This is a genomic window from Novosphingobium guangzhouense (assembly GCF_002896965.1).
Lineage (GTDB): Bacteria > Pseudomonadota > Alphaproteobacteria > Sphingomonadales > Sphingomonadaceae > Novosphingobium > Novosphingobium guangzhouense.
Window position 1 is genome coordinate 1 of sequence record NZ_LYMM01000003.1, and the last position, 25,922, is coordinate 25,922.

25 protein-coding genes are annotated in these 25,922 nt (G+C 64.1%); 16 read left to right on the forward strand and 9 right to left on the reverse strand.

The features are described from left to right. Window positions 1-109: 109 nt before the first annotated feature. Together hisI and A8V01_RS03395 are read right to left on the reverse strand one after the other, a co-directional pair. On the reverse strand, window positions 110-502 hold the full coding sequence (gene hisI, locus A8V01_RS03390) for a phosphoribosyl-AMP cyclohydrolase (RefSeq protein ID WP_103094684.1): 393 nt from the start codon (window positions 500-502) through the stop codon (window positions 110-112). 359 nt (window positions 503-861) lie between these two features. Next, window positions 862-1,599, reverse strand: coding sequence for a ComF family protein (locus A8V01_RS03395; RefSeq protein ID WP_103094564.1), 738 nt, complete (start codon window positions 1,597-1,599; stop codon window positions 862-864). Window positions 1,600-1,684: 85 nt separating this feature from the next. Between A8V01_RS03395 and A8V01_RS03400 the strand changes: the two genes are divergently transcribed. Continuing rightward, on the forward strand, window positions 1,685-2,470 hold the full coding sequence (locus A8V01_RS03400) for a class I SAM-dependent methyltransferase (protein WP_103094565.1): 786 nt from the start codon (window positions 1,685-1,687) through the stop codon (window positions 2,468-2,470). Window positions 2,471-2,520: 50 nt separating this feature from the next. Here the strand turns inward: A8V01_RS03400 and ppdK are convergent, their stop codons facing one another. The 3 genes from ppdK to A8V01_RS03415 are packed head-to-tail and all read right to left on the reverse strand — an operon-like array spanning window position 2,521 to window position 8,253. Further along, on the reverse strand, window positions 2,521-5,184 hold the full coding sequence (gene ppdK / locus A8V01_RS03405) for a pyruvate, phosphate dikinase (RefSeq protein WP_103094566.1): 2,664 nt from the start codon (window positions 5,182-5,184) through the stop codon (window positions 2,521-2,523). A 55-nt stretch (window positions 5,185-5,239) separates the two neighbouring features. Further along, window positions 5,240-7,354, reverse strand: coding sequence for a glycine--tRNA ligase subunit beta (gene glyS, locus A8V01_RS03410; protein ID WP_103094567.1), 2,115 nt, complete (start codon window positions 7,352-7,354; stop codon window positions 5,240-5,242). Next, the gene (locus tag A8V01_RS03415) at window positions 7,351-8,253 is read right to left on the reverse strand and encodes a glycine--tRNA ligase subunit alpha (RefSeq protein ID WP_103094568.1); all 903 of its coding nucleotides are present in this window, start codon (window positions 8,251-8,253) and stop codon (window positions 7,351-7,353) included. Before A8V01_RS03415 ends, glyS begins: the two co-directional genes overlap by 4 nt. Before the next feature lie 173 nt (window positions 8,254-8,426). Between A8V01_RS03415 and A8V01_RS03420 the strand changes: the two genes are divergently transcribed. The 8 genes from A8V01_RS03420 to A8V01_RS03455 all read left to right on the forward strand — a co-directional run bounded on the left by A8V01_RS03420 (window position 8,427) and on the right by A8V01_RS03455 (window position 13,409). Continuing rightward, a complete protein-coding gene (locus A8V01_RS03420) occupies window positions 8,427-8,723 on the forward strand; it encodes a hypothetical protein (RefSeq protein ID WP_146037168.1) in 297 nt (98 codons plus the stop codon). A 2-nt stretch (window positions 8,724-8,725) separates the two neighbouring features. After that, complete coding sequence (locus A8V01_RS03425; protein ID WP_103094570.1) at window positions 8,726-8,923, forward strand: helix-turn-helix transcriptional regulator; 198 nt, start codon at window positions 8,726-8,728, stop codon at window positions 8,921-8,923. Continuing rightward, entirely contained in the window at window positions 8,907-9,563 is a 657-nt protein-coding gene (locus tag A8V01_RS03430; protein ID WP_103094571.1) for a hypothetical protein, read from the forward strand. The genes A8V01_RS03425 and A8V01_RS03430 overlap by 17 nt, the downstream gene beginning before the upstream one ends. 58 nt (window positions 9,564-9,621) lie before the next feature. After that, a complete protein-coding gene (locus A8V01_RS03435) occupies window positions 9,622-10,530 on the forward strand; it encodes a TraB/GumN family protein (RefSeq protein ID WP_103094572.1) in 909 nt (302 codons plus the stop codon). Continuing rightward, window positions 10,531-11,394 (forward strand): TraB/GumN family protein, encoded by an 864-nt coding sequence (locus tag A8V01_RS03440; protein ID WP_211294950.1) that lies wholly within the window; start codon window positions 10,531-10,533, stop codon window positions 11,392-11,394. A gap of 166 nt (window positions 11,395-11,560) precedes the next feature. Next, window positions 11,561-12,175, forward strand: a complete 615-nt coding sequence (locus A8V01_RS03445) for a 50S ribosomal protein L25/general stress protein Ctc (RefSeq protein WP_103094573.1) — start codon at window positions 11,561-11,563, stop codon at window positions 12,173-12,175. 133 nt (window positions 12,176-12,308) lie between these two features. Next, on the forward strand, window positions 12,309-12,884 hold the full coding sequence (gene pth / locus A8V01_RS03450; RefSeq protein WP_103094574.1) for an aminoacyl-tRNA hydrolase: 576 nt from the start codon (window positions 12,309-12,311) through the stop codon (window positions 12,882-12,884). 135 nt (window positions 12,885-13,019) lie between these two features. After that, window positions 13,020-13,409 (forward strand): PEP-CTERM sorting domain-containing protein, encoded by a 390-nt coding sequence (locus tag A8V01_RS03455; RefSeq protein WP_245892310.1) that lies wholly within the window; start codon window positions 13,020-13,022, stop codon window positions 13,407-13,409. A 62-nt stretch (window positions 13,410-13,471) separates the two neighbouring features. Here A8V01_RS03455 and A8V01_RS03460 read toward each other — a convergent pair whose 3' ends face one another. Beyond that, window positions 13,472-14,986, reverse strand: a complete 1,515-nt coding sequence (locus tag A8V01_RS03460) for a tetratricopeptide repeat protein (protein WP_103094575.1) — start codon at window positions 14,984-14,986, stop codon at window positions 13,472-13,474. A 110-nt stretch (window positions 14,987-15,096) separates the two neighbouring features. Here A8V01_RS03460 and ychF point away from each other — a divergent pair, with 110 nt between their 5' ends. Then, window positions 15,097-16,197: a redox-regulated ATPase YchF gene (gene ychF / locus A8V01_RS03465; RefSeq protein ID WP_103094576.1), complete on the forward strand. Its 1,101-nt coding sequence runs from the start codon at window positions 15,097-15,099 to the stop codon at window positions 16,195-16,197. 48 nt (window positions 16,198-16,245) lie between these two features. On the opposite strand, the gene A8V01_RS03470 is transcribed toward ychF, so the two are convergent. Then, on the reverse strand, window positions 16,246-16,659 hold the full coding sequence (locus A8V01_RS03470) for a MerR family transcriptional regulator (RefSeq protein WP_103094577.1): 414 nt from the start codon (window positions 16,657-16,659) through the stop codon (window positions 16,246-16,248). A gap of 40 nt (window positions 16,660-16,699) precedes the next feature. Between A8V01_RS03470 and A8V01_RS03475 the strand changes: the two genes are divergently transcribed. Then, window positions 16,700-17,464: a MauE/DoxX family redox-associated membrane protein gene (locus A8V01_RS03475; protein ID WP_103094578.1), complete on the forward strand. Its 765-nt coding sequence runs from the start codon at window positions 16,700-16,702 to the stop codon at window positions 17,462-17,464. Window positions 17,465-17,473: 9 nt separating this feature from the next. Here A8V01_RS03475 and A8V01_RS03480 read toward each other — a convergent pair whose 3' ends face one another. Together A8V01_RS03480 and mutL are read right to left on the reverse strand one after the other, a co-directional pair. After that, window positions 17,474-17,992, reverse strand: a complete 519-nt coding sequence (locus tag A8V01_RS03480; RefSeq protein ID WP_103094579.1) for an acetyl-CoA carboxylase biotin carboxylase subunit family protein — start codon at window positions 17,990-17,992, stop codon at window positions 17,474-17,476. Continuing rightward, window positions 17,989-19,803, reverse strand: a complete 1,815-nt coding sequence (gene mutL, locus A8V01_RS03485) for a DNA mismatch repair endonuclease MutL (protein WP_103094687.1) — start codon at window positions 19,801-19,803, stop codon at window positions 17,989-17,991. The genes A8V01_RS03480 and mutL overlap by 4 nt, the downstream gene beginning before the upstream one ends. A gap of 239 nt (window positions 19,804-20,042) precedes the next feature. Here mutL and A8V01_RS03490 point away from each other — a divergent pair, with 239 nt between their 5' ends. From A8V01_RS03490 to rodA, 5 genes are all read left to right on the forward strand, one after another. Beyond that, on the forward strand, window positions 20,043-21,089 hold the full coding sequence (locus A8V01_RS03490) for a rod shape-determining protein (RefSeq protein ID WP_103094580.1): 1,047 nt from the start codon (window positions 20,043-20,045) through the stop codon (window positions 21,087-21,089). Window positions 21,090-21,196: 107 nt separating this feature from the next. Beyond that, window positions 21,197-22,081 (forward strand): rod shape-determining protein MreC, encoded by an 885-nt coding sequence (locus tag A8V01_RS03495; protein WP_103094581.1) that lies wholly within the window; start codon window positions 21,197-21,199, stop codon window positions 22,079-22,081. A gap of 2 nt (window positions 22,082-22,083) precedes the next feature. Next, window positions 22,084-22,632 carry a rod shape-determining protein MreD gene (gene mreD / locus A8V01_RS03500; protein WP_245892311.1) on the forward strand — a complete coding sequence of 183 codons (549 nt, stop codon included), beginning with the start codon at window positions 22,084-22,086 and terminating at the stop codon, window positions 22,630-22,632. Next, entirely contained in the window at window positions 22,629-24,725 is a 2,097-nt protein-coding gene (gene mrdA / locus A8V01_RS03505; protein ID WP_103094582.1) for a penicillin-binding protein 2, read from the forward strand. Before mreD ends, mrdA begins: the two co-directional genes overlap by 4 nt. Further along, window positions 24,722-25,834, forward strand: a complete 1,113-nt coding sequence (rodA, locus tag A8V01_RS03510) for a rod shape-determining protein RodA (protein WP_103094583.1) — start codon at window positions 24,722-24,724, stop codon at window positions 25,832-25,834. Before mrdA ends, rodA begins: the two co-directional genes overlap by 4 nt. The last annotated feature ends 88 nt before the right edge of the window (window positions 25,835-25,922 follow it).

The window sequence follows — 25,922 nt, forward strand, 5'->3', positions numbered from 1 at the left end:
ACGGCTTTTAAACCGCATCCCGGCCCACGACGCCGACCCGATACACCGCAGGCGACGTGTACCTCGTCACCCCGGATGCTGGGCCATATAGCCTATTTGGTTATAAATGTCAAGAATGCGGCGGATGATCCGCCGTGCGGGCCAGCACTTCGCCATCGAGCCGGCGATAGAAGCAACTGCGGGCACCGGTGTGACATGCCGGTCCCTCGGGGCGAACCCGCAGTTCCAGTGCATCCTGATCGCAATCGACCCGGATTTCTTCCACCCGCAGGAAATGCCCCGAAGTCTCGCCCTTCAGCCACAGCTTCCCGCGCGAACGCGAATGGAAGTGCGCCAGCCCGGTTTCGCGCGTCTTCTGCAGCGCCTCGGCGTCCATGTAGGCCACCATCAGGATCTCGCGACTGTGCGAATCGACGGCGATCGCGATGAGCAATCCTTGTGCGTCGAAGCGCGGCAGGAACGCCGTTCCCAATTCCCGTTCCGCTGGCGTCACGTCCGTCATCTCAAGATATTTCCCTGTTTCCGCTAACAGCGCCACTATTGTTGCACCACAGCCACAGCGACGGATCAAAATCCGCCCCGATCAGCGAAGCCTCTTTCAAAAAAAGACGATTCGATGAAATCTGCCTTTGCAGCTGGGGGGCTGCTTCTGACCCACAGGTCGCTCGCAGGCAAGTGTTCGGCAAGGAACACCGGCCTGAAACGGAAAGCGGGCCACGGTTCAGGGAATGCTACGATGAGGGATCGGACCAGGCGGTATCAGGGGCACCGCTGAACTGCGCAAGCAGGGTTCAACAGTTTCGTCACGAGGACGCCCGGAATCGCAAGGTTCCGGGCGTTTTCGTATGTTCAGGAACACCCTCAGATATCCAGCGCTTCATCCAGCACGCGCGCGAAGCAGGCAATCACCACCCGCTCTGCGCCCGCACGCCGCAGCGCCGAAACACATGCATCGCTTGTGGCGCCGCTTGTCAGCACATCGTCCACAAGCACAACCCTGGCGCCCTTCAGCGCCGCCTTGCGTGCGGGATGTACGGCGATCGCGCCTGACAAGGCCCTCTGACGGGCCAGCTTGCCCATTCCACCCAGCGATCGGGTAGCCTTGCGCCGCACCAGCGTATCCACGCAAAGGCGCGCTCCGCTCCGCCGTCCGATCTGCCGCGCCAGTTCAGCCGCCTGATTGTATCCCCGCTTCCACAAGCGCCAGCGATGCAGCGGCACAGGCACCAGCAGCCAGCCTTCATCGACGAAGTGAAGCTTGGGCATCATGAACCCGACCATCATCGGCGCCAGCGCAATGCGGTTGCCGTGCTTGAACGTCAGCACCAGCTTGCGCGATGGCTCGTTATAGAGTGTGCCCGCCGCGATGCCCGAATGGCGCGGTGGGTCGGCAAGGCACGGCGCGCAGGTCCCGCCTTCGGGCATCATGTTTCCGAAAGGGCGCTGGCAGCTGTTGCATGCCGGATCGCCGGGAATCGCCAGCGTGCTCCAGCAATCCGAACACAGGCCCGATGCGGAACCGATCGCAGCCCCGCACAACGGACAGCGAGGCGGAAAGATCAGATCGATCAGCGGTGCAAAGGCCTGTCCCAGCGACATGGTGCGATCCTATGCATCCCCTGTTGCTCGACAAGCATGTCACGAGGGCATTGCAAGGTTTTCATCGACACGGCAGGGGAGCGTGATGGCAAGCAAGGCTCCCCCCCGCATCTTCTCTCCCACCCGCCGCGTGGCCCAGCGCCGCCGGATGCTGCGCCTCCAGCAGCAACCCGATGCGCCCCGTTACCTGATCGACGACATGGTCGAAGACGTGCTCGAACGTCTGTCCTTCCTGCGGATGCAGCCGAAAACGGCACTGGTCGTGGGGGATTACTCCGGATCGCTGGGCATGGCCCTGCGCGCGCAGGGGACAACAGTGACCGAAGCAGATCCGGCGACGGGTTTCGCCGAGGAACAGCCGCTGAACGGCCAAGGGCCCTTCGAGGGGTTCGGCCTTATCGCCAGTCTCGGCACGCTGGACACCGTCAACGACCTGCCCGGCGCCTTCGTCCATGCGCGCAAGGCGCTGGCACCGGGCGGTGTGCTGATCGCCAGCTTCCTTGGTTCGGGCAGTCTGCCGACAATGCGTGAAGTCATGCTGGCCGCGGATGGGGATCGCCCTGCCCCGCGGCTTCACCCCTCGGTGGACGTGCGTGCCGGGGCGCAATTGCTGCAGCGTACCCTCTACGCCGATCCGGTGGCGGATCATCGCCACGTCGACGTGGGCTTCCGCAGTCTGGAGCGCCTTGTGGGCGACTTGCGCGCGCAGGGGCTAGCCAACGTGCTGGCCGACCCCGGCCCCCCGCTCGGCAAGGCGGCTCTGACGCGGGCGCACGAAGCGTTTGCGGCCGCCGGTGAGGGCGGCCGCACGGTAGAGCGGTTCGAGATCATCACGCTGTCAGGCTGGAAGCCCTCGACCGGCATGAACTGAAGCCAGTCGCCGGGGCGAGGATATCATTCCCCGCCCCGGCTTCGGGATACTTATGCCAGCGCAGCCTGCGCTGCTGCCAGACGCGCGATCGGCACGCGGAAGGGCGATGCCGATACGTAGTCCAGCCCCACCTTTTCGCAGAACGCGATCGATGCCGGATCGCCGCCGTGCTCGCCGCAGATGCCCAGCTTCAGGGCGCTGTAGGTTGCACGGCCACGCTCCGCACCAAGCTGGACCAGCTGGCCCACGCCCTCGACGTCGAGGCTGACGAACGGATCGCGCGGGTAGATGCCCTTCTCGACATAGGGGCTGAGGAACCGCGCCGCGTCATCGCGCGACACGCCCAGTGTGGTCTGCGTGAGGTCGTTGGTACCGAACGAGAAGAACTTGGCTTCTTCGGCGATCTCACCGGCCATCAGTGCCGCACGCGGCAGTTCGATCATCGTGCCGACGAGGTAATCGAGCGTCTTGCCCTTCTCCTCGAAGACCTTGGCCGCTGCCTGATCGACGACCTTCTTGAGGATCGCCAGTTCGCGCTTGGTGGCGACGAGCGGGATCATCACTTCCGGCACGATCGCTTCACCCGAGGCGATCGCAACGTCGCAAGCCGCCTCGAAGATGGCGCGGGCCTGCATTTCGTAGATTTCGGGGAAGGTGATGCCCAGACGGCAACCGCGATGGCCCAGCATCGGGTTGAATTCGTGCAGTTCGTCAGCACGGCGCTTGAGCGTGTCGACGCCAATGCCGATCGCATCCGACAGTTCCGCAAATTCCGCGTCGCTGTGCGGCAGGAATTCGTGGAGCGGCGGGTCGAGCAGGCGGATGGTAACCGGCAGTCCGGCCATCACCTCGAAGATCGCCTGGAAGTCGGCGCGCTGTTCCGGCAGCAGCTTGGCCAGCGCGTCGCGGCGGCCCTTCTCGTCTTCGGCCAGGATCATCTGGCGCACGGCCGAGATGCGCGTGGCGTCGAAGAACATGTGCTCGGTGCGGCACAGGCCGATGCCTTCGGCGCCGAACTGGCGGGCCATCTTGCAGTCGGCCGGCGTTTCGGCGTTCGTGCGCACCTTCATGCGGCGATGCTTGTCGGCCCACTCCATCAGCGTGCCGAAATCGCCTGCCAGTTCCGGTTCGATGGTGGCCACTTCGCCGGCCATGATTTCACCGTTGGCGCCGTCGAGGGTGATGAGATCACCTTCCTTCAGCTCGCGGTTGCCGATGCGCAGCGTGCGGGTCTTCATGTCGATCGACAGACCCGAAGCGCCCGAGACGCAAGGGCGGCCCATGCCGCGCGCCACGACCGCTGCGTGGCTGGTCATGCCGCCGCGCGCAGTGAGGATGCCCTTGGCCGCATGCATGCCGTGGATATCCTCAGGCGAGGTTTCCACACGGACGAGGACGACCGCCTCGCCCATTTCGGCGCGCTTTTCGGCGGTGTCGGCGTCAAGCACGATCGCGCCCGAAGCCGCGCCCGGCGATGCGGGAAGGCCCTTGCCCAGCACGTCGCGCTTGGCCTTGGGGTCAAGCGTGGGGTGCAGCAGCTGATCGAGCGCCATGGGATCGACGCGCTTGATCGCGGTAGCCTCGTCGATCAGGCCCTCTTCGACCATGTCGACGGCCATCTTGAGCGCAGCCTTGGCGGTGCGCTTGCCCGAGCGGGTCTGCAGCATCCAAAGCTTGTTCTGCTGAACCGTGAACTCGATGTCCTGCATGTCGCGGTAGTGCTTTTCCAGCAGGTCGAACACGGCGGCCAGTTCCGAGTAAGCCTCGGGCATCGCCTCTTCCATCGACAGCGGCTTGGCGCCTGCACGTTCGCGCGCGGCCTTGGTCAGATACTGCGGAGTGCGGATGCCGGCGACGACGTCCTCGCCCTGCGCATTGACCAGCCATTCGCCAAAGTAGGCACGCTCGCCGGTAGCCGGGTCGCGCGTGAAGGCGACGCCGGTGGCCGAGGTATCGCCCATGTTGCCGAAAACCATCGCCTGCACGTTGACGGCCGTGCCCCAGTCACCGGGGATGTCGTTAAGGCGGCGGTAGACCTTGGCGCGGTCGGCATCCCAGCTGTCGAACACGGCCTGAATGGCCCCCCACAGCTGTTCCTGCGGGTCCTGCGGGAACGGCTTGCCCAGTTCCTTTTCGACGATCGCCTTGTACTGGGTGACAAGCTTGCGCCAGTCATCCGCGCTCAGTTCGACGTCGTTGTCGTAGCCGTTGTCTTCCTTGGCGATTTCGAGCGCTTCTTCGAACAGGTGATGTTCGACGCCCAGCACGACGTCCGAATACATCTGGATGAAGCGGCGGTAGCTGTCCCATGCAAAGCGATCATCGCCCGAAGTGACGCTGAGACCCTCCACGGTCACGTCATTCAGGCCAAGGTTCAGCACGGTGTCCATCATGCCCGGCATCGACACGCGAGCGCCCGAGCGGACCGAGACCAGCAGCGGGTCGGAAGAATCGCCGAACGACTTGCCGACCGACTTTTCGATGTGAGCCAGCGCTTCGGCCACGTCCGCCCGCAGTTCGTCCGAGAAGTTCGCGCCCTCCGCGAGATACTTCACGCACTCTTCGGTGGTGATGGTGAAGCCCGGCGGCACCGGCAGGCCGATCCCGGCCATTTCGGCAAGGTTCGCACCCTTGCCCCCGGTGATCACCTTGTCCTTCGCGCGCGGATCGTCGTGCTTTACGCCGCCGCCGAACGTGTAGACCTGCTTAGTCATTCTTCCCAAATCTCCGGGATTTTTGCGCAAGAATGCAGATCGTGGGGAAACCCTCCTACCCCTCGATCCGCGAGAAATCCGCTACGTTGTGCACCGCAGCACGGAAACGATCAAGTAGTGCGAGACGAGATGTTCTTTTTTTGGAATCAGTATCGTTGACTGTTACCTTTTCGAAGAACCCGTCAATAGGCGCGCGCAACGATGCGAGTGCGCTCATTGCACTTGCGAAATCTTCTGCAGCAACTGCCGTAGCCGCCTGAGGTTCCGCAATATCAAGCGCATCGATCAATGCCTGCTCTGCCGGTTCGGGCGCATAACCGAGTGCCGAACCCGCCGCAGCATAGATTTCCTGCATGTCGGGATCGTCCACGTTTTCGAGCGGATCCTCGTCGCCGGTATGCGGGTGTGCGACTGCAGCATCGGGGCCAGATGCAGAGGCGCTCCAGCCCTCCTTCTTGAGTATGTTGGCCGCGCGCTTGTAACCGGCAAGAAGGTTCGCACCATCCTCGCTGCCGACGAAAACCTGCAGCGCATGGACGCGGGCGAGCAGGCGGACGAGATCGTCCTCCCCGCCAAGCGCGAACACCGCATCGATCAGGTCGTGGCGGACGCCCGCTTCCTTCTGCTGGACCTTGAGGCGATCAGCGAAGAAATCGAGTAGTTCACCTTCCGCAACTCCGAAACGAAGATTGTTGTCGGCGATCAGGCGCAAAATGCCCAGAGCGGCGCGACGAAGCGCGAACGGATCTTTCGATCCCGTCGGCTTCTCATCGATTGCGAAGAAGCTGCGCAGCGTATCCAGCTTGTCCGCCAGCGCCACAGCCACCGTCACCGGCGCGGTGGGCACTTCATCGCCCTGCCCCACCGGCTTGTAGTGGTCGCGAATGGCGTCGGCCACGGCGTCGGGCAGGCCCTCGGCGCGGGCGTAGTAGCCGCCCATGAGGCCCTGCAGTTCGGGGAACTCGCCCACCATCTCGGTGACGAGATCGGCCTTGCACAGTTCCGCCGCCTGACGCGCGAGCGCAGGATCGCAGTTCGGAACGATGCCCTCGGCGGCCAGCCATTCGGCCAGCTTCGCCACGCGCTCGACCTTGTCGGCAACGGTGCCCAGCTTTTCGTGGAAGGTGATGCGGGCCAGCTTCTTCGCCTGATCCGCCAGCGAAACCTTGCGGTCCTGCTGCCAGAAGAAGCGCGCGTCGGACAGGCGCGCCGCCAGCACCTTGCGGTTGCCCGCAACGATGCCCACGCCGCCGTCAGTAGCGTCGATGTTGGCGGTGCAGACGAAGGCGTCGGCAAGGTTGCCCTCGGCGTCCTCGCAGACGAAATACTTCTGGTTGACGCGCGCGGTCAGCTGGATCGTCTCGGGCGGGACTTCGAGGAATGCCTCGTCGAAGCGGCCGAGCAGCGGCACCGGCCATTCGGTCAGCCCCGCGTTCTCGATCACCAGCCCTTCGTCCTCGACCAGCGTGAGGCCGGCGGCAGCGGCGGCATTGCGCGCCTCGTCACGAATCAGGTCCTGCCGTTCGACATGGTCGACGATGACGTGGCAGGCCGACAGCTTGCGCGCATAGTCATGCGCGCCGCCGATGGTGATCTCTCCGGGCGCGTGGAAGCGGTGGCCCTTCGTGACGTAGCCGGACGCGATGCCGCCCACTTCGCACTCGACCAGATCCTCGCCCAGAATGGCGACGATGCCGGAAAGCGGGCGCACCCAGCGCAGCGATTCCGTGGTGATCGACGCGGCGCCCCAGCGCTGTGACTTGGGCCACGGGAAGGCGCGCACGATGGCGGGGATCGCCTCGGCCAGCACATCCTTCACGGCGCGGCCGGGCTTTTCGACAACGGCGAAGTACGTGTCCTTGCCCTTGAGGTCGCGGATTTCGAGCTGGTCCTTCGTCAGACCGGTCTTGCGCAGGAAGCCTTCGAGCGCCTGTTCTGGGGCGCTGGTTGCAGGGCCCTTCGTTTCTTCGCTGACGGCCTCGGTCGTTTCCGGCAGGCCATTGGCGATCAGCGCAAGCCGGCGCGGCGTGGACCATACGGTGATCTGGCCAAGCGCGACGCCTGCGGTTTCCATTTCCTTGCGGAACAGCTTTTCCAGATCGGCGCGCGCGCCAGCCTGCATGCGGGCGGGGATTTCCTCGCTGCGCAGTTCAAGAAGGAAGTCGGTCATACGGTCCACCCCGGGAACTTGGCTTCCCACTTGTCCTTGTTCACATCGATCCACGCCTGGCACGATCCCTTGGCGAGATCGCGCACACGGGCCATGTAGCTGGCGCGTTCCTGCACCGAAATCACGCCGCGCGCCTGTAGCAGATTGAACAAGTGCGACGCTTCGATCGCCTGATCGTAAGCGGCCAGCGGAATCTTCGCGTCGATGCAGCGCATGCATTCCGCTTCGGCCGCCTTGAACCCGGCGAACAGAGCGTCGGTGTCGGCGATCTCGAAGTTGTACTTCGACTGCTGCTGTTCGTTCGCAAGGAAGACGTCGCCGTAAGTCACACCCTCGTTGTTGAACTTGAGGTCATAGACCCAGTCCACGCCCTGAATGTACATCGCAAGGCGTTCAAGACCATAGGTAAGTTCGCCCGCAACGGGCTTGCAGTCAAAGCCGCCGACCTGCTGGAAATACGTGAACTGCGTCACTTCCATGCCGTCGCACCAGACTTCCCAGCCCAGGCCCCAGGCGCCCAGCGTGGGGCTTTCCCAGTCGTCCTCGACGAAGCGGATGTCATGCGCCAGCGGGTCCACGCCGATCTCTGCCAGAGACTGCAGATACAGTTCCTGAAGGTTCTCCGGGTTCGGCTTCAGGATCACCTGATACTGGTAGTAGTGCTGCAGCCGGTTCGGGTTCTCGCCATAACGACCGTCGGTCGGGCGGCGCGAAGGCTGGACATAGGCGGCCTTCCACGGCTCCGGCCCCAGCGCGCGCAGCGTGGTGGCCGGGTGGAACGTACCTGCGCCCATGCGCATGTCGTAAGGCTGCAGGATAAGGCAGCCTTGCGCGCTCCAGAACTTGTGAAGCGTCAGGATCATGTCCTGGAAGCTGAGCGGCTGTTTGGCGGCGGTCATCGATTTTCCGTCGTTTATGCGAATGGGCGGCCTTTGGCGGATCGGGGCGGCCAAATCAACAGGACAAAGCTTTGCGGTGCAGCAATGTCAGGTCTTCTTGACATTGTCAGCGAATCACGACACAAAGTCAGTCATACCTGACACTAAGTCAGGACTTCATGACGAGGTGCATCATGACTCACTTGCTCAAGGGCGTCACCATTCGCAGCGTTCTGGAAACCGTCTTCTTCGGAAAGCCCGGCGCCACCGACGAAGAGCGCCGGAATTACCTGTTCTGGGGCCATCCTCATCCGCGCGCCGAACACAAGGTAATCCTGCTGCTGGCGATGGCACTGACCGCATTTGCGATAGCGCTGATCGCCTTCGATGCGGATGCCGCGCCGCTGTTGCCGGGCCAATCGTCCTCGCCTTCGGATGTCCGCAATGCCGAACCTGTATCGCGCATCGTGGTCATCGCGCCCCTGGCCTGAGCGTGAACAACCGGCTGAAAGTGCTCCGCGCGGAGCGCAACTGGAGCCAGGCGGAACTCGCCGAACGGCTCGACGTATCCCGGCAGGCCGTCAACGCGATCGAAACCGGCAAGCACGACCCCTCGCTGCCGCTTGCGTTTCGTATCGCTCGCTTGTTCGCCCTGCCGATCGAGGAGATTTTCGATGACGGAAACGGCTGAAACCGCAGGCCGGGCCAAGGCGCTCGGCGTTGCCCTGCGACTGGGCGGAGGGTTCTTCCTGGCGATATTCGGCGCAGGGATCGCGGCAGGCGTATTCTCTGCATGGCAAGAACACGGGGAATGGCGCAGCGGCGTCCTGATCGGATTGGCGCTGGCGGCACTGGCGCTTGCAACCGGCGCATGGCTGATGCTGTCGGTACGCGGCCGGATAGCAATGCCGCGAAGCCCGCGCGTGCGGCGCTCGCGCATCGTGTTCTACGTCTCGATGATCGTATCGGTGGCCTTGGGGCTCCTTGCGGGGATCGGGGGGCAGGTGTCCGATGGCATGCCTGACAGCCATGCCTATCTGGCGCCGATTACCGACGCCTCGCCCATCGGCAGGGTCTTCGCCGTGGCGCTGCTGATCGGCTGGGTGGTCGTCATGGCCGTCTCGATCTACTGGCACATGACCCTCGACGAGATCGAGCGCGCCGAATACGAATTCGGAGCAGTGCTGGCGCTTTACGGCTACATCACGATCACGCCGGTGTGGTGGGTCGCCTGGCGCGGCGGCATTCTGCCCGAACCCAATCAGGCGATCGTCTTCGTTGCCGTCTGCATCATCTGGTGCATCGGCTGGGGCTGGCGCCGCTGGCGCTGATCCGTTCATCCGCCCTTACAGTCTTTTGCCCCATAGGGCCTGCAACAACAGGATTGCCATGACCCGCGCCCCCACCCGACTTCGTACCTGGCTTGGCTCTGCCTTGCTTGCCTTCAGCGCCCTTCCCTCTTCGATGGCCATCGCTCAGGAACCTGTGAAGGCATCCGCCGTGCGCCCCGCGCTCTGGAAGGTCGCGGACAAGGACACCACGATCTGGCTGTTCGGCACGATCCACGTCCTGCCCGAACAGGTAGACTGGTACGCAGGCCCCGTCGCCAAAGCTCTCGATTCCGCGCAGGAACTGGTGACCGAAATACCGATCGGCGCGACCGAACAGGCGCAATCGACGATCCTGCACATGGCCGCACGCAAGGACGGCAAGTCGCTGCGCGATACGCTGCCGGAGAACGAGCGCGTCGCCTATGAGGGCGCGCTGGCCTCGATCGGCATACCGGCGCAGGCTTTCGACGCCAACGACGCATGGTTCGCCGCACTCATGCTCACGCTTATCCCGCTCAAGACGGCAGGATACAGCACCGATACCGGCATCGATCAGCAGGTTGCGGCAAAGGCTCGGGAGCGCAAGCTGACCAACCATGCTTTCGAGACGGTCGATTATCAGATCGGGCTGTTCGACAATCTCTCCGACACGACGCAGCGCACCTATCTGGCCGAAGTCGTCGACGCATTGCCCAAGGTCAGAACGGACGTCGACCAGATGGTCGCGGCCTGGAAGACCGGCGATGCCGACCATCTTGCCGAACTGATGAACGAGGACGAAAGCGATCCCGAAATCCGCAGGGTGCTGATCACGGATCGTAACGCCAACTGGGCCCGGTGGCTCAAAAGCCGACTGGACAAGCCCGGCACGGTGTTCGTCGCGGTCGGTGCAGGCCATCTGGCGGGGCCTGACAGCGTACAGGAGCAGCTTGCCGCCGCGGGCGTGCGTTCGGTCAGGGTGCAGTAAATGATCCCTCGTATCGTTGCCGCCCTTGCCGGTCTTGCCGGCCTTGCTCTGGCGGCCTGCTCCACCGCGCCGCAGGAGGCCAACCCGGCCTTGTGGCAAGTGGTGGATACGAAGGGCAATGTCGGCTGGCTGTTCGGCACGATCCACAGCGCCGAACACCCGCTTGCCTGGCGCACGGACAAGGTCGGCGCAGCGCTCGACAAGGCCGGGACGATCATGGTGGAAGTGGGCAATCTTGCCAACGATGCCGAAGTCGCGGCGACTTTCGCCGAACTTGCCCGCAGCCGGAACGAGCCGCCGCTTTCCGAACGCATCCCCGCGAAGAACCACAAGGCTCTTGCCGCACTTCTTGCCAAAAGCGGGCATGAGGACGGCGATTTCGCGGCGATGGACACCTGGGCAGCGGCGCTGACGATCGCGCGGGCCGGTGCGGACGATGCCGACACCCGCAACGGCGTGGACCGCGCGGTGATCGCCGCGGCGGGGAATCGGCCGGTGGTTGAACTGGAAGGTGCTGCTCGCCAGCTTGGCATCTTCGACGCGCTGCCGGAACGGGAACAGCGCGATCTTCTTGCAGCGGTGGTCGTCGAAGCAGCGCAGCCCGATCACGATCTGTCAGCCAGCTGGCGCAAGGGCGACATGGCCGCGATAGAGCGTGAGACGCGCACCGGCATGCTGGCCGATCCCGAACTGCGCGAAGCCTTGTTTACCGGCCGGAACCGGGACTGGACCACGAAGATCGCACGCTCGATCCGGTCCGGGGCGCGTCCCTTCGTTGCCGTCGGGGCCGCCCATATGGCGGGGGAACAGGGACTTGCGGCGATGCTTGCCACGCAAGGGTTCACGGTGACGCGCATCGAATGAGCGCGCGCGCGCAGGAAGTAATGCCGCCGGGCCTTGCTTTTCCGCGCCCTTGCAGATAAGGGCCGCGCCTTCCTGTCATGGTCATCCCTGGAGGCGTGGCGGGACGGCGCGGATCGATGAGCGGTTCGTATGCCGTACTTTTATCCAGTTTTGAAAGGCAAGTCCCATGAGCGATACGCTTAACCTGCCGGCCGAGACGCGTGATCGGGCTGGCAAGGGAGCCTCCCGTGCACTGCGTCGCGACGGCCGCGTGCCCGCCGTTGTCTACGGCGGCAATGAAGAGCCCCTCGCGATCCACGTCGAGGAAAAGGAGCTGGCCCGCCAGCTCGGAACCGGCCACTTCTTCAACTCGATCATCGAAGTCGAAGTTGGCGGCAAGAAGCTCCGCACGCAGCCGAAGGACGTTGCCTTCCACCCGGTCACCGACCGTCCGCTCCACGCTGACTTCCTGCGCGTCGCCAAGGGCGCGACCGTGCACGTCAACGTGCCCGTCGTGTTCGAGAACGAAGAGCTGTCGCCCGGCCTGAAGCGCGGCGGCGTGCTCAACATCGTTCGCCACGACCTTGAACTGGTCTGCGACGCCGAGAAGATCCCGCACGAGATCACCATCGACGTGACCGGCTTTGACGTGGGCGAATCGATCCACATCAGCCACGTCAAGCTGCCCAAGGGCGTCGAGAGCGCAATCACCGACCGTGACTTCACGATCGCGACGATCGCCGCTCCTTCGGCTCTGCGCAGCGAAGAAGGCGACACCACCCAGGAAGGCGAAGGCGAATAAGCCTTTCCCTTGCCGGAATGAAATTGGCCCTTCCTGCACCCGCAGGGAGGGCCTTTTCTTTGCCTCCCACCTGCCCTGTGGGGAGGAATGAAAGGCCCCCTTCCCGCCTGCGGGAAGGCATGAAAGGATAACAATGCCCACGCAGCTCTGGGTCGGTCTGGGAAATCCCGGTCCGCAGTACGTCTTCAACCGGCACAACGTCGGCTTCATGGCCTGCGACGCGATTGCCGAACTGCATAATTTCGGCCCGGTCCAGAAGAAGTTCCAGGGCTGGCTGCAGGAAGGCCGGATCGGCAGCGACAAGATCCTGCTGCTCAAGCCCGCAACCTTCATGAACGAAAGCGGCCGCTCGGTTGGCGAAGCGATGCGGTTCTACAAGCTGGACACGTCCGCCCTCACCGTCTTCCACGACGAACTGGACCTGCCGCCGTTCAAGGTGAAGGTGAAGCAGGGTGGCGGCCATGCCGGGCATAACGGCCTTCGCTCCATCGACCAGCACCTCGGCCCCGATTTCCGCCGTGTCCGGCTCGGCATCGGCCACCCCGGCCACAAGGATCGCGTCCATGGCTATGTGCTGGGCAATTATGCGAAGGCGGAAATGGACCCGCTGGCAGACATGCTCGGAGCCGTGGGGGCCGAAGCGGACCGACTTGCCGCCGGCGACGACGCCCGCTTCATGAACGACATCGCGTTGCGCCAGCAAAGCTGACCCCGAACTGTCGAGTTAGTTTACAAAACTTTCGCCACACCGGCGCGTTTGCGGAAAAATCCCCTGAATTACGTACTTGGCACAGTGTTTGCTTAAAGGAATGCAAACTCTGTTAGCTTACCAAGGGGAACTTTCGTGATTAACCGCAAGACCGTCCTGACCCTGTCGCTGGCCATCGGGGCGGCCATGACCATGAGCACCCCTGCCCACGCCACCTGGGGCAAGGACAAGTGCTACTGGAACCCCAAGAAGTGCAGCACGTCGTCTTCGTCGTCCTCTTCCTCGGGCGGCACCACGACCACTTCGGGCGGCACGACCACGACCTCTGGTGGCACCACCACTTCGGGCGGCACCACGACGACCTCGGGCGGCACCACCACGTCGGGCGGCACTACCACCACTTCGGGTGGAACCACCTCGGGCGGATCGTCGGGCGGTACGGCCGTGCCTGAACCCGGCATGCTCGGCATGCTCGGTGCGGGCCTGATCGGCCTTGCCTATGCACGTCGCCGCAAGCAGCGCTGACGTTGCATCCAGCGTGCTCGATCGATCGCGCTGAAAGGGGATTTCAAATGCCGTCGCCGGCTCTACCCGGCGGCGGCATTTGCCTGTTCAAGCGCCTGCGCGAAAGTGGCATTATCCGGATCGGCCGCCACGGCCCGTTCCAGCAACGCAATCGCTCGCTGCAGATCGATGCGACTGTCCAGCCTCGCCTGCCCCGCAACATAGACATACTGCGCTGAGCCATCGGCCGCCATTGCCCGATCGGCGTAGGCCACCGCCTCACGACCATGCCCCATCCTGCTGGCGACATAGGCAAGTCGGGCGAGGATTTCGGCATCCTCCCCCTGTTCCAGCAATCCACGGTAGGCCGCAGCCGCTGCCGCCCAGTCCTGTTTCGCCAGAGCGGCTTCCCCGCGGCTCGCCAGCGCCTGCGTGCGCGCCAGCCTGGCAGGCTCTGCCCGGCGGTCAAGAGCCGCCGCCTCAGGCGCATGCACTTCCTGCGCTGCTCTTGCCGCCGCCTTAAGCACATCGGACGAAACCAGCGTTGATGAGGCCATCTGCCGCAATGTGTCCCACGCGCCCTGCGGATCGCCGCCGGCCAGTCGCGCTCTTGCCTGCACTTCGGCGGCATCGCGGTTGCCGGGCTGCATCAGCAACGCCCTGCCCGCCAGCAGCCTCGCCTGCCCCGGCTGGCCCAGTTCGAGCAAGGCACGCGCATAGATCAGGACCGCCTCCGACCCCGGCTCAAGCTGGGATTCGTGAGTCTGCAGCATATCGCGGATATCCCGCCAGCGGCGCTGCTGCGCCAGAAGCCGCAACCGCATCGTCATGATCGCCGGATTTTCAGGCTCGATCGCACTGGCCCTGTCCAGCAATGGCGCGATCAGTTCGTACTGCCCGTTCTCCCCGTAGATATCCGCGAGAGCCAGCATCGACGCGGCGCGGTCAGGGAAGGCATCGATGGCAGCGCGGTAGGCACGCGCGGCATCATCGCTGCGCTGCTGCGCCAACGCCAGGTCGCCCACCATTGTCAGCGTCTCGTAGGAATGCGGCGCAATCCGCTGCATGTCGCGCAGCAGCGCCGCTGCCCGATCAAGCTTCCCGTTCTGCAGCAGGTAGCGCGCGTAAGACTGGGCCAGACGGATATCGTCGCCCGCCTTCAGTCCCGCCTCGAAAGCCGCCTGCGCTTGCTGCTTGTCGCCAAGCGCCAGATGCGCTTCGCCCCGCACCCGCCAACCTGTAGCGGAAGCATCGTCCCCCAGCGCATCCAGCGCTGCCCTGGCGTTGCCCCGCAGCAGAGCCAGCTCCGCCTTCATCCGCCCCGTCCCGGCGCCGCCCGCACGTTCAAGCCGCCGGATGGCGCCTTCGATGGCATCGGGATCGCCAAGCCGCAGCTGCGTCTCGACAAGAAACGTCAGCATCGCGATGTCCCTGGGCTGCTTTTTCAGCGCTGCCGCCACTTCCAGACGCGCCTGTTCGTAATTTCCCGCCGCGAAATCGTTCCTTGCCGTGGCGAACAGCGTTTCCGGGCTGTCGCCACAGGCCGTCAGGGCCAGTGCGGCCACGAATGGAAGGGCGATGCGCTCGATGCTCCTCATGATGGCGGGGCTTATGGGCAAGACCTGAAATTTCCGTCAACCGCCGCGATACTGGTCAAGTCGGCTTCGTCCCGCTATGGGCGCGCCTTAAACAGTTTTCGGAGTTTTCGATGGGTTTCCGTTGCGGAATCGTGGGTCTGCCCAATGTTGGCAAGTCGACCTTGTTCAATGCGCTGACCGAGACGCAGGCGGCGCAGGCGGCCAACTATCCCTTCTGCACGATCGAGCCCAACGTCGGCCAGGTCGGCGTCCCCGATCCGCGGCTCGACAAGCTGGCGGAAATCGCGGGCTCGGCCAAGATCATCCCGACGCAGCTGTCGTTCGTGGACATCGCCGGCCTTGTGCGCGGCGCATCGAAGGGTGAAGGTCTGGGCAACCAGTTCCTTGGCAACATCCGCGAAGTCGACGCGATCATCCACGTGCTGCGCTGCTTCGAGAACGACGATATCCAGCACGTCGACAACAAGGTCGATCCGATCGCCGATGCCGATACGGTAGAGACCGAACTGCTGCTGTCCGACCTCGAAAGCCTTGAAAAGCGTGTCCCCGCCGCGCAGAAAAAGGCGACGCAGGGCGACAAGGAAGCCAAGATCGTGGCGTCCGTGCTCGGCCAGGCGCTTGACCTGCTGCGCGACGGCAAGCCCGCTCGCCTGACCCAGCCAAAGGATGACGACGAAGCACGCGTCTTCGCGCAGGCACAGCTGATCACCGCCAAGCCGGTGCTCTACGTCTGCAACGTGGAAGAAGAAGCCGCCGCAGAAGGCAATGCATTCTCGGCACGCGTCTTCGAAAAGGCCAAGGCCGAAGGCGCCAGCGCCGTCATCGTTTCCGCCGCGATCGAAGCGGAACTGACCGGCATGGAAATGGAAGACCGCATGGTCTTCCTTGAGGAAATGGGCCTTGCCGAAGCCGGCCTCGCCCGCATCATCCGCGCCGGTTACGACCTGCTCGAACTGCTGACCTTCTTCACCGTCGGCCCCAAGGAAGCGCGCGCCTGGACCGTCCACAAGGGCGCCAAGGCCCCCGAGGCCGCCGGCACCATCCACTCAGACATGCAGCGCGGCTTCATCCGGGCCGAGACCATCGGTTACGAAGACTTCGTTTCCTGCAAGGGCGAAGCCGGCGCCAAGGAAGCCGGCAAGTTCCGCCAGGAAGGCAAGGAATACGTCGTCGCCGATGGCGACGTCATGCACTTCCGTTTCAACGTCTGATCATATCCACGTCCCGGGCCAGGCTCGGGACGTGGTCCGAAACGGGGCTTACCGGCAGCACTCACTGTCTTCGAACGCCGCGATTATCGGGCATGGTCCGGTATCGCTTCCCGCGCATTCGCTTGCCAGCCTGCGCAGGGAATTGCGGGCACGGTCGAGCCGGGCGATTTCCTCATCCAGATGCGTGATCCGCGCTTCCGCCATCGCACGCGCCCTCACCCGATCGTCGCTGGCATCCAGGCCCAGCAGTTCCGTGATTTCGTCAAGGATGAACCCGGCATCTTTCGCCGCGCGCACGAAGCGCAACCGCCGCACGTCCTCGTCGCCGTAATGGCGCCGGCCTTTTGCTCCGCCGATGCTGGCCGGGCGCGGGTCGTGCACAAGGCCCTTGCGTTGATAGAAGCGCACCGTTTCTACGCCAACACCGCCTGCGCGGGCCAGTTCTGAAATCGTCAAAGTCATGCTTGACTCCGTACCATGGTACGGAAGTTATAAGCATGGCATGAACGAACACCAAGCCCCCGCCAAGACTGCCATCCTTTACCGCATGGTGATGGAAAAGCACATCTGTCCTTATGGCCTCAAGTCGCTGCACCTGCTGAAAAGCCGTGGCTACAAAGTCGAGGATCACTGGCTGACCACGCGCAGCGAAGTCGATGCTTTCAAGGCCGGACACGATGTATCGACCACCCCGCAGACCTTCATCGACGGGCAGCGGATCGGCGGCCATTCCGATCTCAGACACTTCTTCGGGCTGGACGATGCGGCGAAGCGGATGAGCTATGCGCCGGTTCTGTGGGTCTTTGCCACCGCTGCAGCCATCGCGTTGGGCGCAAGCTGGGCCGCGCTCGGCACGGCGCTGACGCTGCATGCGGCGGAATGGTTCGTGGCGATTTCGATGATGCTGCTGGCCATGCTCAAGCTGCAGGATATCGAGACGTTCTCATCGATGTTCCTCAGCTACGACCTGCTTGCCCGGCGCTATGTGCCCTATGCCTATGCCTACCCGTTTCTGGAGTGGTTCGCCGGGGCCTTCATGGCGGCGGGCATCCTGCACTGGCTCTCGATCCCGGTAGCGCTGTTCATCGGCGGTGTGGGCACAGCATCGGTCTATTACGCTGTCTATGTCCAGAAGCGCGAACTCAAGTGTGCCTGCGTCGGCGGATCGGGCAGCGTTCCGTTGGGGTTCGTCTCCTTGATGGAGAACGTCTTCATGGTGGGCATGGCACTGTGGATGCTCGTCCGGCCGCTGGTGCTGGCCCATTGACCCGCCTCATCAGCGCCGTGGCGGCGCATCCGACCCCCGGCAGTGCATGACGCCATCGGCGCGGTAGGCCACGCGCTCCTGTGAATCGTGGATGATCAGGCGGGCGGGCCAGGTGTTGGCATCACTGGCCATTCCCTCATCGGGAAGGCGCACGATATCGACCCAGCTGGACAGCCCCACATATGTCGTGCGCGCGCCGCCCGGCAGATCGGCGCTTGTCCCTTTCGCAGCAAAGCGCTTGAAATCGCGACCGACACGCATGAAGCCTTCCGTGCTGGTCGCGATGAATATCGGCGCTGCGCCGGGTGCCTGCTTGGCAAACGAGCAGCCCGGCCTGTCCAGGCCATAGCCATCGATGTCTTCAGCGGTGATCGGTATCGGGACGATCGGCTTGAGCGGTTCCCGGCTCATGCGTTCGACCATGGCGACATCACGGGCGTTCTCCGCAGCCTGCTCGGCGGGTGTCTCCTGTCCACATCCCGCCAGCATGGCGAATGCCGCCGTCACAACCGCATATTTCAGCATCATTTTCGCCCGAACAGTTTCTCGATGTCGTTATGGGCCAGTTTAACCCACGTAGGGCGACCATGGTTGCATTGGCCGGAGCGCGGAGTCCGCTCCATCTCACGCAGCAGCGCGTTCATTTCGGCTACCGATAGCGAGCGGCCCGCGCGCACCGAGCCGTGGCAGGCCATCGTTGCCAGCACGAGATCAAGCTTCTCCCCCAGCAGCAAGGCATCGCCGTTGCGCTCCAGGTCGTCTGCCACGTCCTGCACAAGCGCGCCCACATCGCTTTTCGAAAGCACCGAAGGAACCGCCCGCACCAGCATCGCGGCGGGGCCGAAACGTTCAAGCACCAGCCCGTGGCGCGCCAGATCCGCCAGCTTGTCCTCCAGCGCGTCGCACGCAACTTCTTCCAGTTCGACGACTTCGGGCAGCAGCAGCGCCTGAGATCGGTTCATCGCCTCTTCCGCGCCGGCGGCCTTCAGTTTTTCCAGCACAAGCCGTTCGTGCGCGGCATGCTGGTCGACGATGACCAGACCGTCCTCTGCCTCTGCAACGATATAGGTTCCGGCCACCTGGCCGCGCGCGACGCCCAGCGGGTAACGCAATGCTTCCTCGCTCACCTCATCCGCCACTTCGGCGCGGGCCGCAGGCTGGGCCATGACTTCCGCTTCGTAGGAGCGCCATGCCGTGCCCGTCTCGGACACGCGCGAGGGCTGATAATGCGTCTGCGGCGCCGAATATTCGCGCGCGAACAGCGAGCCGATCGAAGGGGCAGGAGCAGGCGTTACCGGCTCCACCTGCCACATGTTCATCGCGGCCGCCTGCGGGGGCTGCGCGCTCTTTTGCCCTGCGCCTTCCAGAGCATGCCGCAAGGCGCCAACCAGGAACCCGCGAACGAATGCGGGGTCGCGGAACCGCACCTCAGTCTTTGCCGGATGGACGTTTACGTCGACTTCTTCAGGTGGAATCTCAAGAAACAGGGCCAGCACGGCATGGCGATCGCGGGCGAGCATGTCCGAATAGGCCCCGCGCACCGCACCGACGAGCAGCTTGTCACGCACCGGCCTGCCGTTGACGAAAAGGTACTGGTGATCCGCAACGCCGCGATTGTACGTGGGCAGCCCTGCAACCCCCGTCAGCCGCGCCGATCCGCGCTCTGCCTCGATGACGACGCCGTCCTCGGCCAGTTCGCGCGCGACAAGCCGGGCCACCCGAGCCGCAAGCTCTTCGCGCGGTTGCACGGAGATGGTGCGCCGCCCGTCATGCTCCAGCAGGAAGCCCACGTCGGGCCGCGCCATCGCCAGACGACGAACGACGTCAAGGCACGCGGCGTATTCGGACCGGGGTGAGCGCAGGAACTTGCGGCGCGCGGGCACTTTGCCAAACAGGTCCTCCACCCTGATGCGTGTGCCCGGCGGCAGGGCCGCAGGTGCGTCCACGGCAATGATGCCGTGGTCCACCACCCGCTTCCAGCCTTCGGCGGCATCATGCGGACGGCTTTCGATCGTCAGCCGCGCGACCGATCCGATCGACGGCAGCGCCTCTCCCCGAAAACCCAGCGTGGCGACCAGTTCGATCGCCTCGTCAGGCAGCTTGGAGGTAGCGTGCCGCTCCAGCGCCAGGGCGATCTCGTCGGGCCGCATGCCGCAGCCGTCGTCCGTAACCTCGATCATGTCGAGCCCGCCGGAGGCGATCCGCACGGTAATCTGCGTGGAGCCCGCGTCGATCGCGTTCTCTACCAGTTCCTTGAGCGCAGACGCGGGCCGTTCAACCACTTCGCCTGCGGCGATGCGGTTTACCAGATGTTCGGGCAGGCGGCGGATCGTGGGCATCGGCATCTCGACAGAATACGGTCGCCTGACCGTCATGGACGGATCGCGGTGACGGCAGGCAAACCTAGCGACGAAACGGCCCTAATTCGAGACGGGCGCCACACGTTTCCCCCCGGAATCAGGAACAAAATTTTGGCCTTTCCCGAATCGATGGGCTAAGGGGAGCCCTCCTACCCGCAACCCCCTGTCGTCGTTGTCGAGAGTGATTCGGCAAACGATTGGTAAGAAACGGATTTTAGATGGCCGGCCCCTTTTCGCGATTCTTCAAACTCGGCTCACAGAACATGGCGATCGACCTCGGGACGGCGAATACGCTGGTCTACGTCCAGGATCGCGGAATCGTGCTGAACGAACCGTCGGTTGTCGCGATCGAGACGATGAACGGCGTCAAGAAGGTCAAGGCTGTCGGCGATGACGCCAAGATGATGATGGGCAAGACGCCCGACAACATCGAGGCCATTCGCCCGCTGCGGGACGGCGTGATCGCCGACATCGAAATCGCGGAAGAAATGATCAAGCACTTCATCCGCAAGGTGCATGGCAAGAAGAACCTGTTCCGTTACCCGGAAATCGTGATCTGCGTCCCTTCGGGCTCCACCTCGGTCGAACGCCGCGCCATTCGCGACGCGGCCAGCAACGCCGGCGCCAGCCAGGTTTACCTGATCCTCGAACCGATGGCCGCAGCAATCGGCGCCGACATGCCCGTGACCGAGCCGGTCGGATCGATGGTCGTCGATATCGGCGGCGGCACCACCGAAGTCGCGGTGCTTTCGCTGCGTGGCCTTGCCTACACCACTTCGGTGCGCGTGGGCGGTGACAAGATGGACGAATCGATCGTTTCCTACGTGCGTCGCCACCATAATCTCCTGATCGGCGACGCCACCGCAGAGCGCATCAAGAAGGATTACGGCATCGCCGTGATGCCGGCAGACGGCATCGGCGAAACGATCCACATCAAGGGCCGCGACCTTGTGAACGGCGTGCCCAAGGAGATCACCATCACGCAGGCGAACGTCGCCGAAGCGCTGGCCGAACCGATTGGCGCCATCATCGAAGGCGTGCGCATCGCGCTGGAAAACACCGCGCCCGAACTCGCAGCCGACATCGTCGATCAGGGCATCGTCCTTACCGGCGGCGGCGCGCTGATCCAGGGTCTGGACGACTACCTGCGCGAAGAAACCGGCCTGCCCGTCAGCGTTGCCGAAGACCCGCTCTCCTGCGTCGCGCTCGGCACCGGCCGCGCGATGGAAGATCCGGTCTATCGCGGCGTCCTGATGTCCGCCTGATCGAGTGCGGGAGCCCTCGTGCCACGCGACGGCCCGAGGCTCCCTGAAAACCGCGGCGGACCTCCTGCACCGGACCGCCGCGTGGGAATGACAGGAGTGCATGGCGCATGGCACCGCCAGCCAATCGGCGCTCCGGCTTTTCGCGCAGGGCGCAGTATTCGACGTTCTTCCAGTACACCGCCGGCGTGCTTGGCGCCGTGGTCGGACTAGGGCTGCTCGTCGTGTCGATCGTCAATCCGAATGCATTCTCGACGCTGCGGGGCGCCGCTGCCGACCTGACGGAATCGCCCGCGCAGGCAACCGCCGGCGGGCGCCGCGCCAGCAAGAACTTCATCGAAGAGATCGGCGGGTTCCTGCAGTCCGGTCGGGAACATGCTCGTCTGGAGCGGGAACTGGCCGAGGCCAAGGTGCGCATCGCCAAGGCGCAGGCCACCGAAACCGAAAACCTGCGCCTCAAACAGCTGTTAAACCTGCGTGAGGACGATGCGCAGCCCGTGGCATACGCAAGGCTCGTCAGTTCGACCGGAGCCAGCGCGCGCCGCTTTGCGACACTGGGCGCCGGGACGGACAAGGGCGTGGCCAAAGGCATGCCGGTGCGCTCTCAGATGGGCCTCGTCGGACGCGTGCTCGAAGTCGGCATGTCCAGTTCGCGCGTGCTGCTCATCACGGACACCGAAAGCGTTGTGCCCGTGCGCAGGGCGAAGGACGGCGTACCCGCATTCGCACAAGGACATGGCGACGGCACCATCCGCATCCGGCTGGTCAATCTGGGCCTCAACCCGCTGCGCAAGGGCGATGTCATGGTAACTTCGGGATCGGGTGGGCTTTATCGTCCCGGTACGCCGCTTGCGGTCATCACCGAACTGCTTCGCGACGGGGCGGTGGCGCGGGTGCTGAGCAATCCGTCTGACACCGACTACGTCGTCGTCGAGCGCGCCTGGGCCCCGCCGCCGCCCCCGCCGCCGGCCGAACCTGCGCCTGGGAGCGAGTAGGCGTGCCACTGCTGTCCGGCAACGACACGGTCGTCAGGCAGAGGATCAACCGCAAGCCCTCGCGCACGATCGCGAGCGTGCTGCCATGGCTAACGGTGATGTTCGGATCGATGGCTCCGGGCTGGCTTCTCATCGCATCGGCCCCGGTTCTGCCCCCTTTCGGCTTCCTGATGTTCATCGCCTGGCGCCAGTTGCGACCCGGGCTGATGCCGATGTGGGCCGGCTTGCCGCTTGGCCTGTTCGACGACCTGTTCTCCGGATCGCCGTTCGGCAGCGCCGTGCTCCTGTGGTCGCTGTCAACCATCGTTCTGGACCATGTCGAGACGCGGCTGCCCTGGAGAAACTTCCTGACTGAGTGGCTGGTGGCGATCGGCCTTATCGTAGCGTATATTGCGCTCTGCCTCGGCGTGACGAACATCGCCGGTGCTTCCGCCCCCATCCGTGTCATCGTGCCCCAGGTCGTGATTTCCGTGATTATCTATCCGCTTGTCGGACGCTTCGTGGCCCTGATGGACCACATTCGCCTGACCCCCTTCGTAGTCATGCGATGAAATTCAGCTTCCGGCGCCTGATCCGTCCGCCGCACGTCACCACCGGCACGCTGCGCAACAGCTTCGACCGGCGCACTATCGTTGTCGGCGCCATACAGGGCGGCATCGGCTGCCTGCTCGCTTCGCGCATGACCTACCTGTCGGTCTTCGAGAACGAGAAATACAAGCTCAAGGCCGAGAGCAACCGCGTCAACCTGTCATTGATCCCGCCCCGCCGTGGCTGGATTCTTGACCGGCACGGGCAGCCGCTCGCCTCCAACCGGGCGGACTTTCGGGTCGACGTCATCCCCGAACGGATGACCGATCCCGATCGAACGATCGCGGAACTTGGGAAGCTGCTTTCGCTAAGCCCGATCGCGATGCAGGACCTGCAGGACAAGCTGGACCGCTCGCACGGCTTCGCGCCCGTCGAAGTGGCCTCGCGCCTTGACTGGGAGCGTTTCGCGTCTGTGAGCGTGCGACTGCCGGACCTTCCGGGGGTGGTAACTCAGCGCGGCTATTCGCGCTTCTATCCTACCGGACCTTCGGTCGGCCACCTTATCGGCTATGTCGGCGCGGCTTCCGCCGAAGAGTACGAAAAGGACCATGACCCCGTCCTGCTGACCCCCGGCTACAAGCTGGGCAAGGACGCGCTTGAGAAGTTCTACGAAAAGGACTTGCGCGGCACACCCGGCGCGCGCCGCGTTGAAGTGACCGCGTCCGGCCGGATCGTACGCGACCTTGACACGCGCGAGGATGTTCCGGGCAAGACCGTGAAACTCACCATCGATGCGGCCATACAGGACTATGCAGCGCGCCGCATCGGCCCGGAATCGGCAGCCGTGGTGGTGATGGATTGCCAGACCGGCGACATCCTTGCGATGGCATCGATGCCCAGCTTCGATCCGAACAGCTTCTCCGACGGCATCGGCCGCCTAGAATGGAAGATGCTGTCGGACGACGATCATGTTCCCTTGCGCAACAAGGTGTTACGCGGCCTTTATCCACCTGGTTCTACGGTCAAGCCGCTGGTAGCCCTGTCATTCCTGGAAGCGGGCCTCGACCCGAACGAGAGCGTCTATTGCGGTGGTGGCCTGCGTGTGGGCAACCGCGTGTTCCACTGCTGGCAACGGCGCGGCCATGGCCAGGTCAATATGGCCAAGGGTATTTACCAGAGCTGCGACGTTTACTTCTACCACTTCGCACAGCGCATCGGCATGGACCCGATCGCCGCGATGGCAAAGCGTCTGGGTCTGGGGCAGGATTTTCCTCTGCCGGTCGCCGGGCAATCCTACGGAACCGTGCCCAGCCCGGCGTGGAAGCTCAAAAAGTACGACAAGCCATGGCAGACCTTCGACACGGTCAACGCCACCATCGGTCAGGGCTATTTCCTTGTAAATCCGCTGCAGCAGGCGATCCAGGCTTCACGCATCGCCAGCGGGCGCATCATCATGCCCAAGCTGATCCACGGGCACGAGCACGAACCGCAGGCATCGCTCGGTGTGCCGGAAGAACATCTGGCCTATATCCGGCAAGCCATGTCGGACGTCGCCAATGGTCCCGGCTCCGCGCCCCATTCACGCCTGCCCTTCCCCGACATCAAACTGGCGGGCAAGACCGGCACCGCGCAGGTCGTCGGCCTCAATGTGGGCAACGGCAAGGGCGGATTGTGGAAGCATCGTGACCACGGGCACTTCATCTGCTTCGCGCCTGCCGATAACCCCCGCTACGCCTGCTCTGTCGTCGTCGAGCACGGCGGCGGTTCCGGTGCGGCGTACCCGATCGCACGCGATGTGCTGACCTACATGTTCGACAAGGAAAAGGGCATGGAAGCCCTGACCGAGCTTGAGAAGAAGTGGGGCGGTACCGCGAAAGAACGATTGGACGCCCGCTTCCGGGCCTATTCCGCGCAGTACGGTGTGGGCGCGCCCAAGGTATCGCCCGAAGAGGAGCGACGCAAACTGCAAGGCGCCGAGCAGCCTGACGAGCCGCGCCAGCCTATCAACGAAGCACAATCCCCTGCCCCCGAACCGGCAGACGATACCGATCGGCCGGCGCCGCCGCCCTCACCCGCCCCGACGCCGACGCCCACGACCGGAGGAACGCCGCAATGAGCCGCTCCATAGTTCCGGAGGCGATTTCCCGCCAACCCTGGCAGATGCTGATCCCTCTGTGCGGCCTGGTGGGCCTGGGCGCGGCAGTGCTCTATTCGGCGGCCGGCGGCAGCCTTCAGCCTTATGCGCTCAGCCACGTGGTCCGCTTCTGCGTGTTCCTGGTGATGGCCATCGTCATATCGCGCATGAGCCGCAACCTGTTCAGAATGGCCGCCTATCCCGTCTATGGCGGCATCCTTGTGCTGCTGGTGCTGGTGGAACTGATCGGCGCAGTGGGTGGCGGCAGTCAGCGTTGGCTGAATCTGGGCTTCATGTCGCTGCAGCCTTCCGAACTGATGAAGCCGGCCATCGTCCTCGTGCTTGCGCGGTTCTACGAAACGCTTCCTCATGCCATGACCGCAAGCTGGCGGGGCCTCGTTCCGGCCGGCGTGCTGATCGGAGTACCGGCGCTATTCGTGCTGATCCAGCCCGACCTTGGCACGGCAACGGCCGTTTGCTTCGGCGGCGTGGTGACGATGTTCCTGGCGGGCCTGCCCTTGTGGTGGTTCGTCAGCGCGGGCAGCGCCCTGCTCATCTTCGCCCCCATCGCGTTCTTCACGCTGCTTCACGATTACCAGCGCAACCGCGTGCTGGTGTTCCTCGACCCTGAGGGCGACCCGCTGGGCACCGGATACCACATCACGCAATCGAAGATCGCGATCGGCTCGGGCGGGATTTTCGGCAAGGGCTTCGGCAATGGCACGCAGAGTCACCTGCAGTACCTTCCCGAACCGCACACCGACTTCGTCTTTGCAACGATGTCCGAGGAATGGGGGCTGATGGGCGGCCTGTTCGTGCTCTTCGTGTTCACGGTTGTCATCGGATGGGGCATGGGCGTGGCCCGGCGCGCGCCGGATCGCTTCTCGGGCCTTCTGGCAGCAGGCATGACGGCGACGATGTTCTTCTACGTCATGATCAACCTGATGATGGTGATGGGGCTTGCCCCGGTCGTCGGAATTCCCCTGCCTTTCATGAGCCACGGCGGCACTTCGATGCTGACGAACATGATCTGCCTTGGCACGATCATGGCGGTAAACCGCTGGAATCAGGGCCGGGGGTCATTCTCCTGAAACTTTTTCAAATTTTCTCTTCCAATGTAAAAATCTGCCGTTATAGGGGCCTCTCCGCCGCCGAGAGGCGGGGCCGCAAGGCCCTTCT

What these genes read in the sequence shown, in the direction of transcription:
- A8V01_RS03445 (WP_103094573.1), top strand. Translation starts at nt 11,561, where the DNA reads ATGAGCGATACGCTTAACCTGCCGGCCGAGACGCGTGATCGGGCTGGC.
- A8V01_RS03420 (WP_146037168.1), top strand. Translation starts at nt 8,427, where the DNA reads ATGACTCACTTGCTCAAGGGCGTCACCATTCGCAGCGTTCTGGAAACC.
- A8V01_RS03435 (WP_103094572.1), top strand. Translation starts at nt 9,622, where the DNA reads ATGACCCGCGCCCCCACCCGACTTCGTACCTGGCTTGGCTCTGCCTTG.
- A8V01_RS03400 (WP_103094565.1), top strand. Translation starts at nt 1,685, where the DNA reads ATGGCAAGCAAGGCTCCCCCCCGCATCTTCTCTCCCACCCGCCGCGTG.
- A8V01_RS03440 (WP_211294950.1), top strand. Translation starts at nt 10,531, where the DNA reads ATGATCCCTCGTATCGTTGCCGCCCTTGCCGGTCTTGCCGGCCTTGCT.
- A8V01_RS03460 (WP_103094575.1), bottom strand. Translation starts at nt 14,986, where the DNA reads ATGAGGAGCATCGAGCGCATCGCCCTTCCATTCGTGGCCGCACTGGCC.
- rodA (WP_103094583.1), top strand. Translation starts at nt 24,722, where the DNA reads ATGAGCCGCTCCATAGTTCCGGAGGCGATTTCCCGCCAACCCTGGCAG.
- A8V01_RS03415 (WP_103094568.1), bottom strand. Translation starts at nt 8,253, where the DNA reads ATGACCGCCGCCAAACAGCCGCTCAGCTTCCAGGACATGATCCTGACG.
- A8V01_RS03475 (WP_103094578.1), top strand. Translation starts at nt 16,700, where the DNA reads ATGAACGAACACCAAGCCCCCGCCAAGACTGCCATCCTTTACCGCATG.
- hisI (WP_103094684.1), bottom strand. Translation starts at nt 502, where the DNA reads ATGACGGACGTGACGCCAGCGGAACGGGAATTGGGAACGGCGTTCCTG.
- glyS (WP_103094567.1), bottom strand. Translation starts at nt 7,354, where the DNA reads ATGACCGACTTCCTTCTTGAACTGCGCAGCGAGGAAATCCCCGCCCGC.
- A8V01_RS03495 (WP_103094581.1), top strand. Translation starts at nt 21,197, where the DNA reads ATGGCACCGCCAGCCAATCGGCGCTCCGGCTTTTCGCGCAGGGCGCAG.
- A8V01_RS03395 (WP_103094564.1), bottom strand. Translation starts at nt 1,599, where the DNA reads ATGTCGCTGGGACAGGCCTTTGCACCGCTGATCGATCTGATCTTTCCG.
- mrdA (WP_103094582.1), top strand. Translation starts at nt 22,629, where the DNA reads ATGAAATTCAGCTTCCGGCGCCTGATCCGTCCGCCGCACGTCACCACC.
- pth (WP_103094574.1), top strand. Translation starts at nt 12,309, where the DNA reads ATGCCCACGCAGCTCTGGGTCGGTCTGGGAAATCCCGGTCCGCAGTAC.
- A8V01_RS03430 (WP_103094571.1), top strand. Translation starts at nt 8,907, where the DNA reads ATGACGGAAACGGCTGAAACCGCAGGCCGGGCCAAGGCGCTCGGCGTT.
- A8V01_RS03470 (WP_103094577.1), bottom strand. Translation starts at nt 16,659, where the DNA reads ATGACTTTGACGATTTCAGAACTGGCCCGCGCAGGCGGTGTTGGCGTA.
- ppdK (WP_103094566.1), bottom strand. Translation starts at nt 5,184, where the DNA reads ATGACTAAGCAGGTCTACACGTTCGGCGGCGGCGTAAAGCACGACGAT.
- A8V01_RS03490 (WP_103094580.1), top strand. Translation starts at nt 20,043, where the DNA reads ATGGCCGGCCCCTTTTCGCGATTCTTCAAACTCGGCTCACAGAACATG.
- mutL (WP_103094687.1), bottom strand. Translation starts at nt 19,803, where the DNA reads ATGCCCACGATCCGCCGCCTGCCCGAACATCTGGTAAACCGCATCGCC.
- ychF (WP_103094576.1), top strand. Translation starts at nt 15,097, where the DNA reads ATGGGTTTCCGTTGCGGAATCGTGGGTCTGCCCAATGTTGGCAAGTCG.
- A8V01_RS03480 (WP_103094579.1), bottom strand. Translation starts at nt 17,992, where the DNA reads ATGATGCTGAAATATGCGGTTGTGACGGCGGCATTCGCCATGCTGGCG.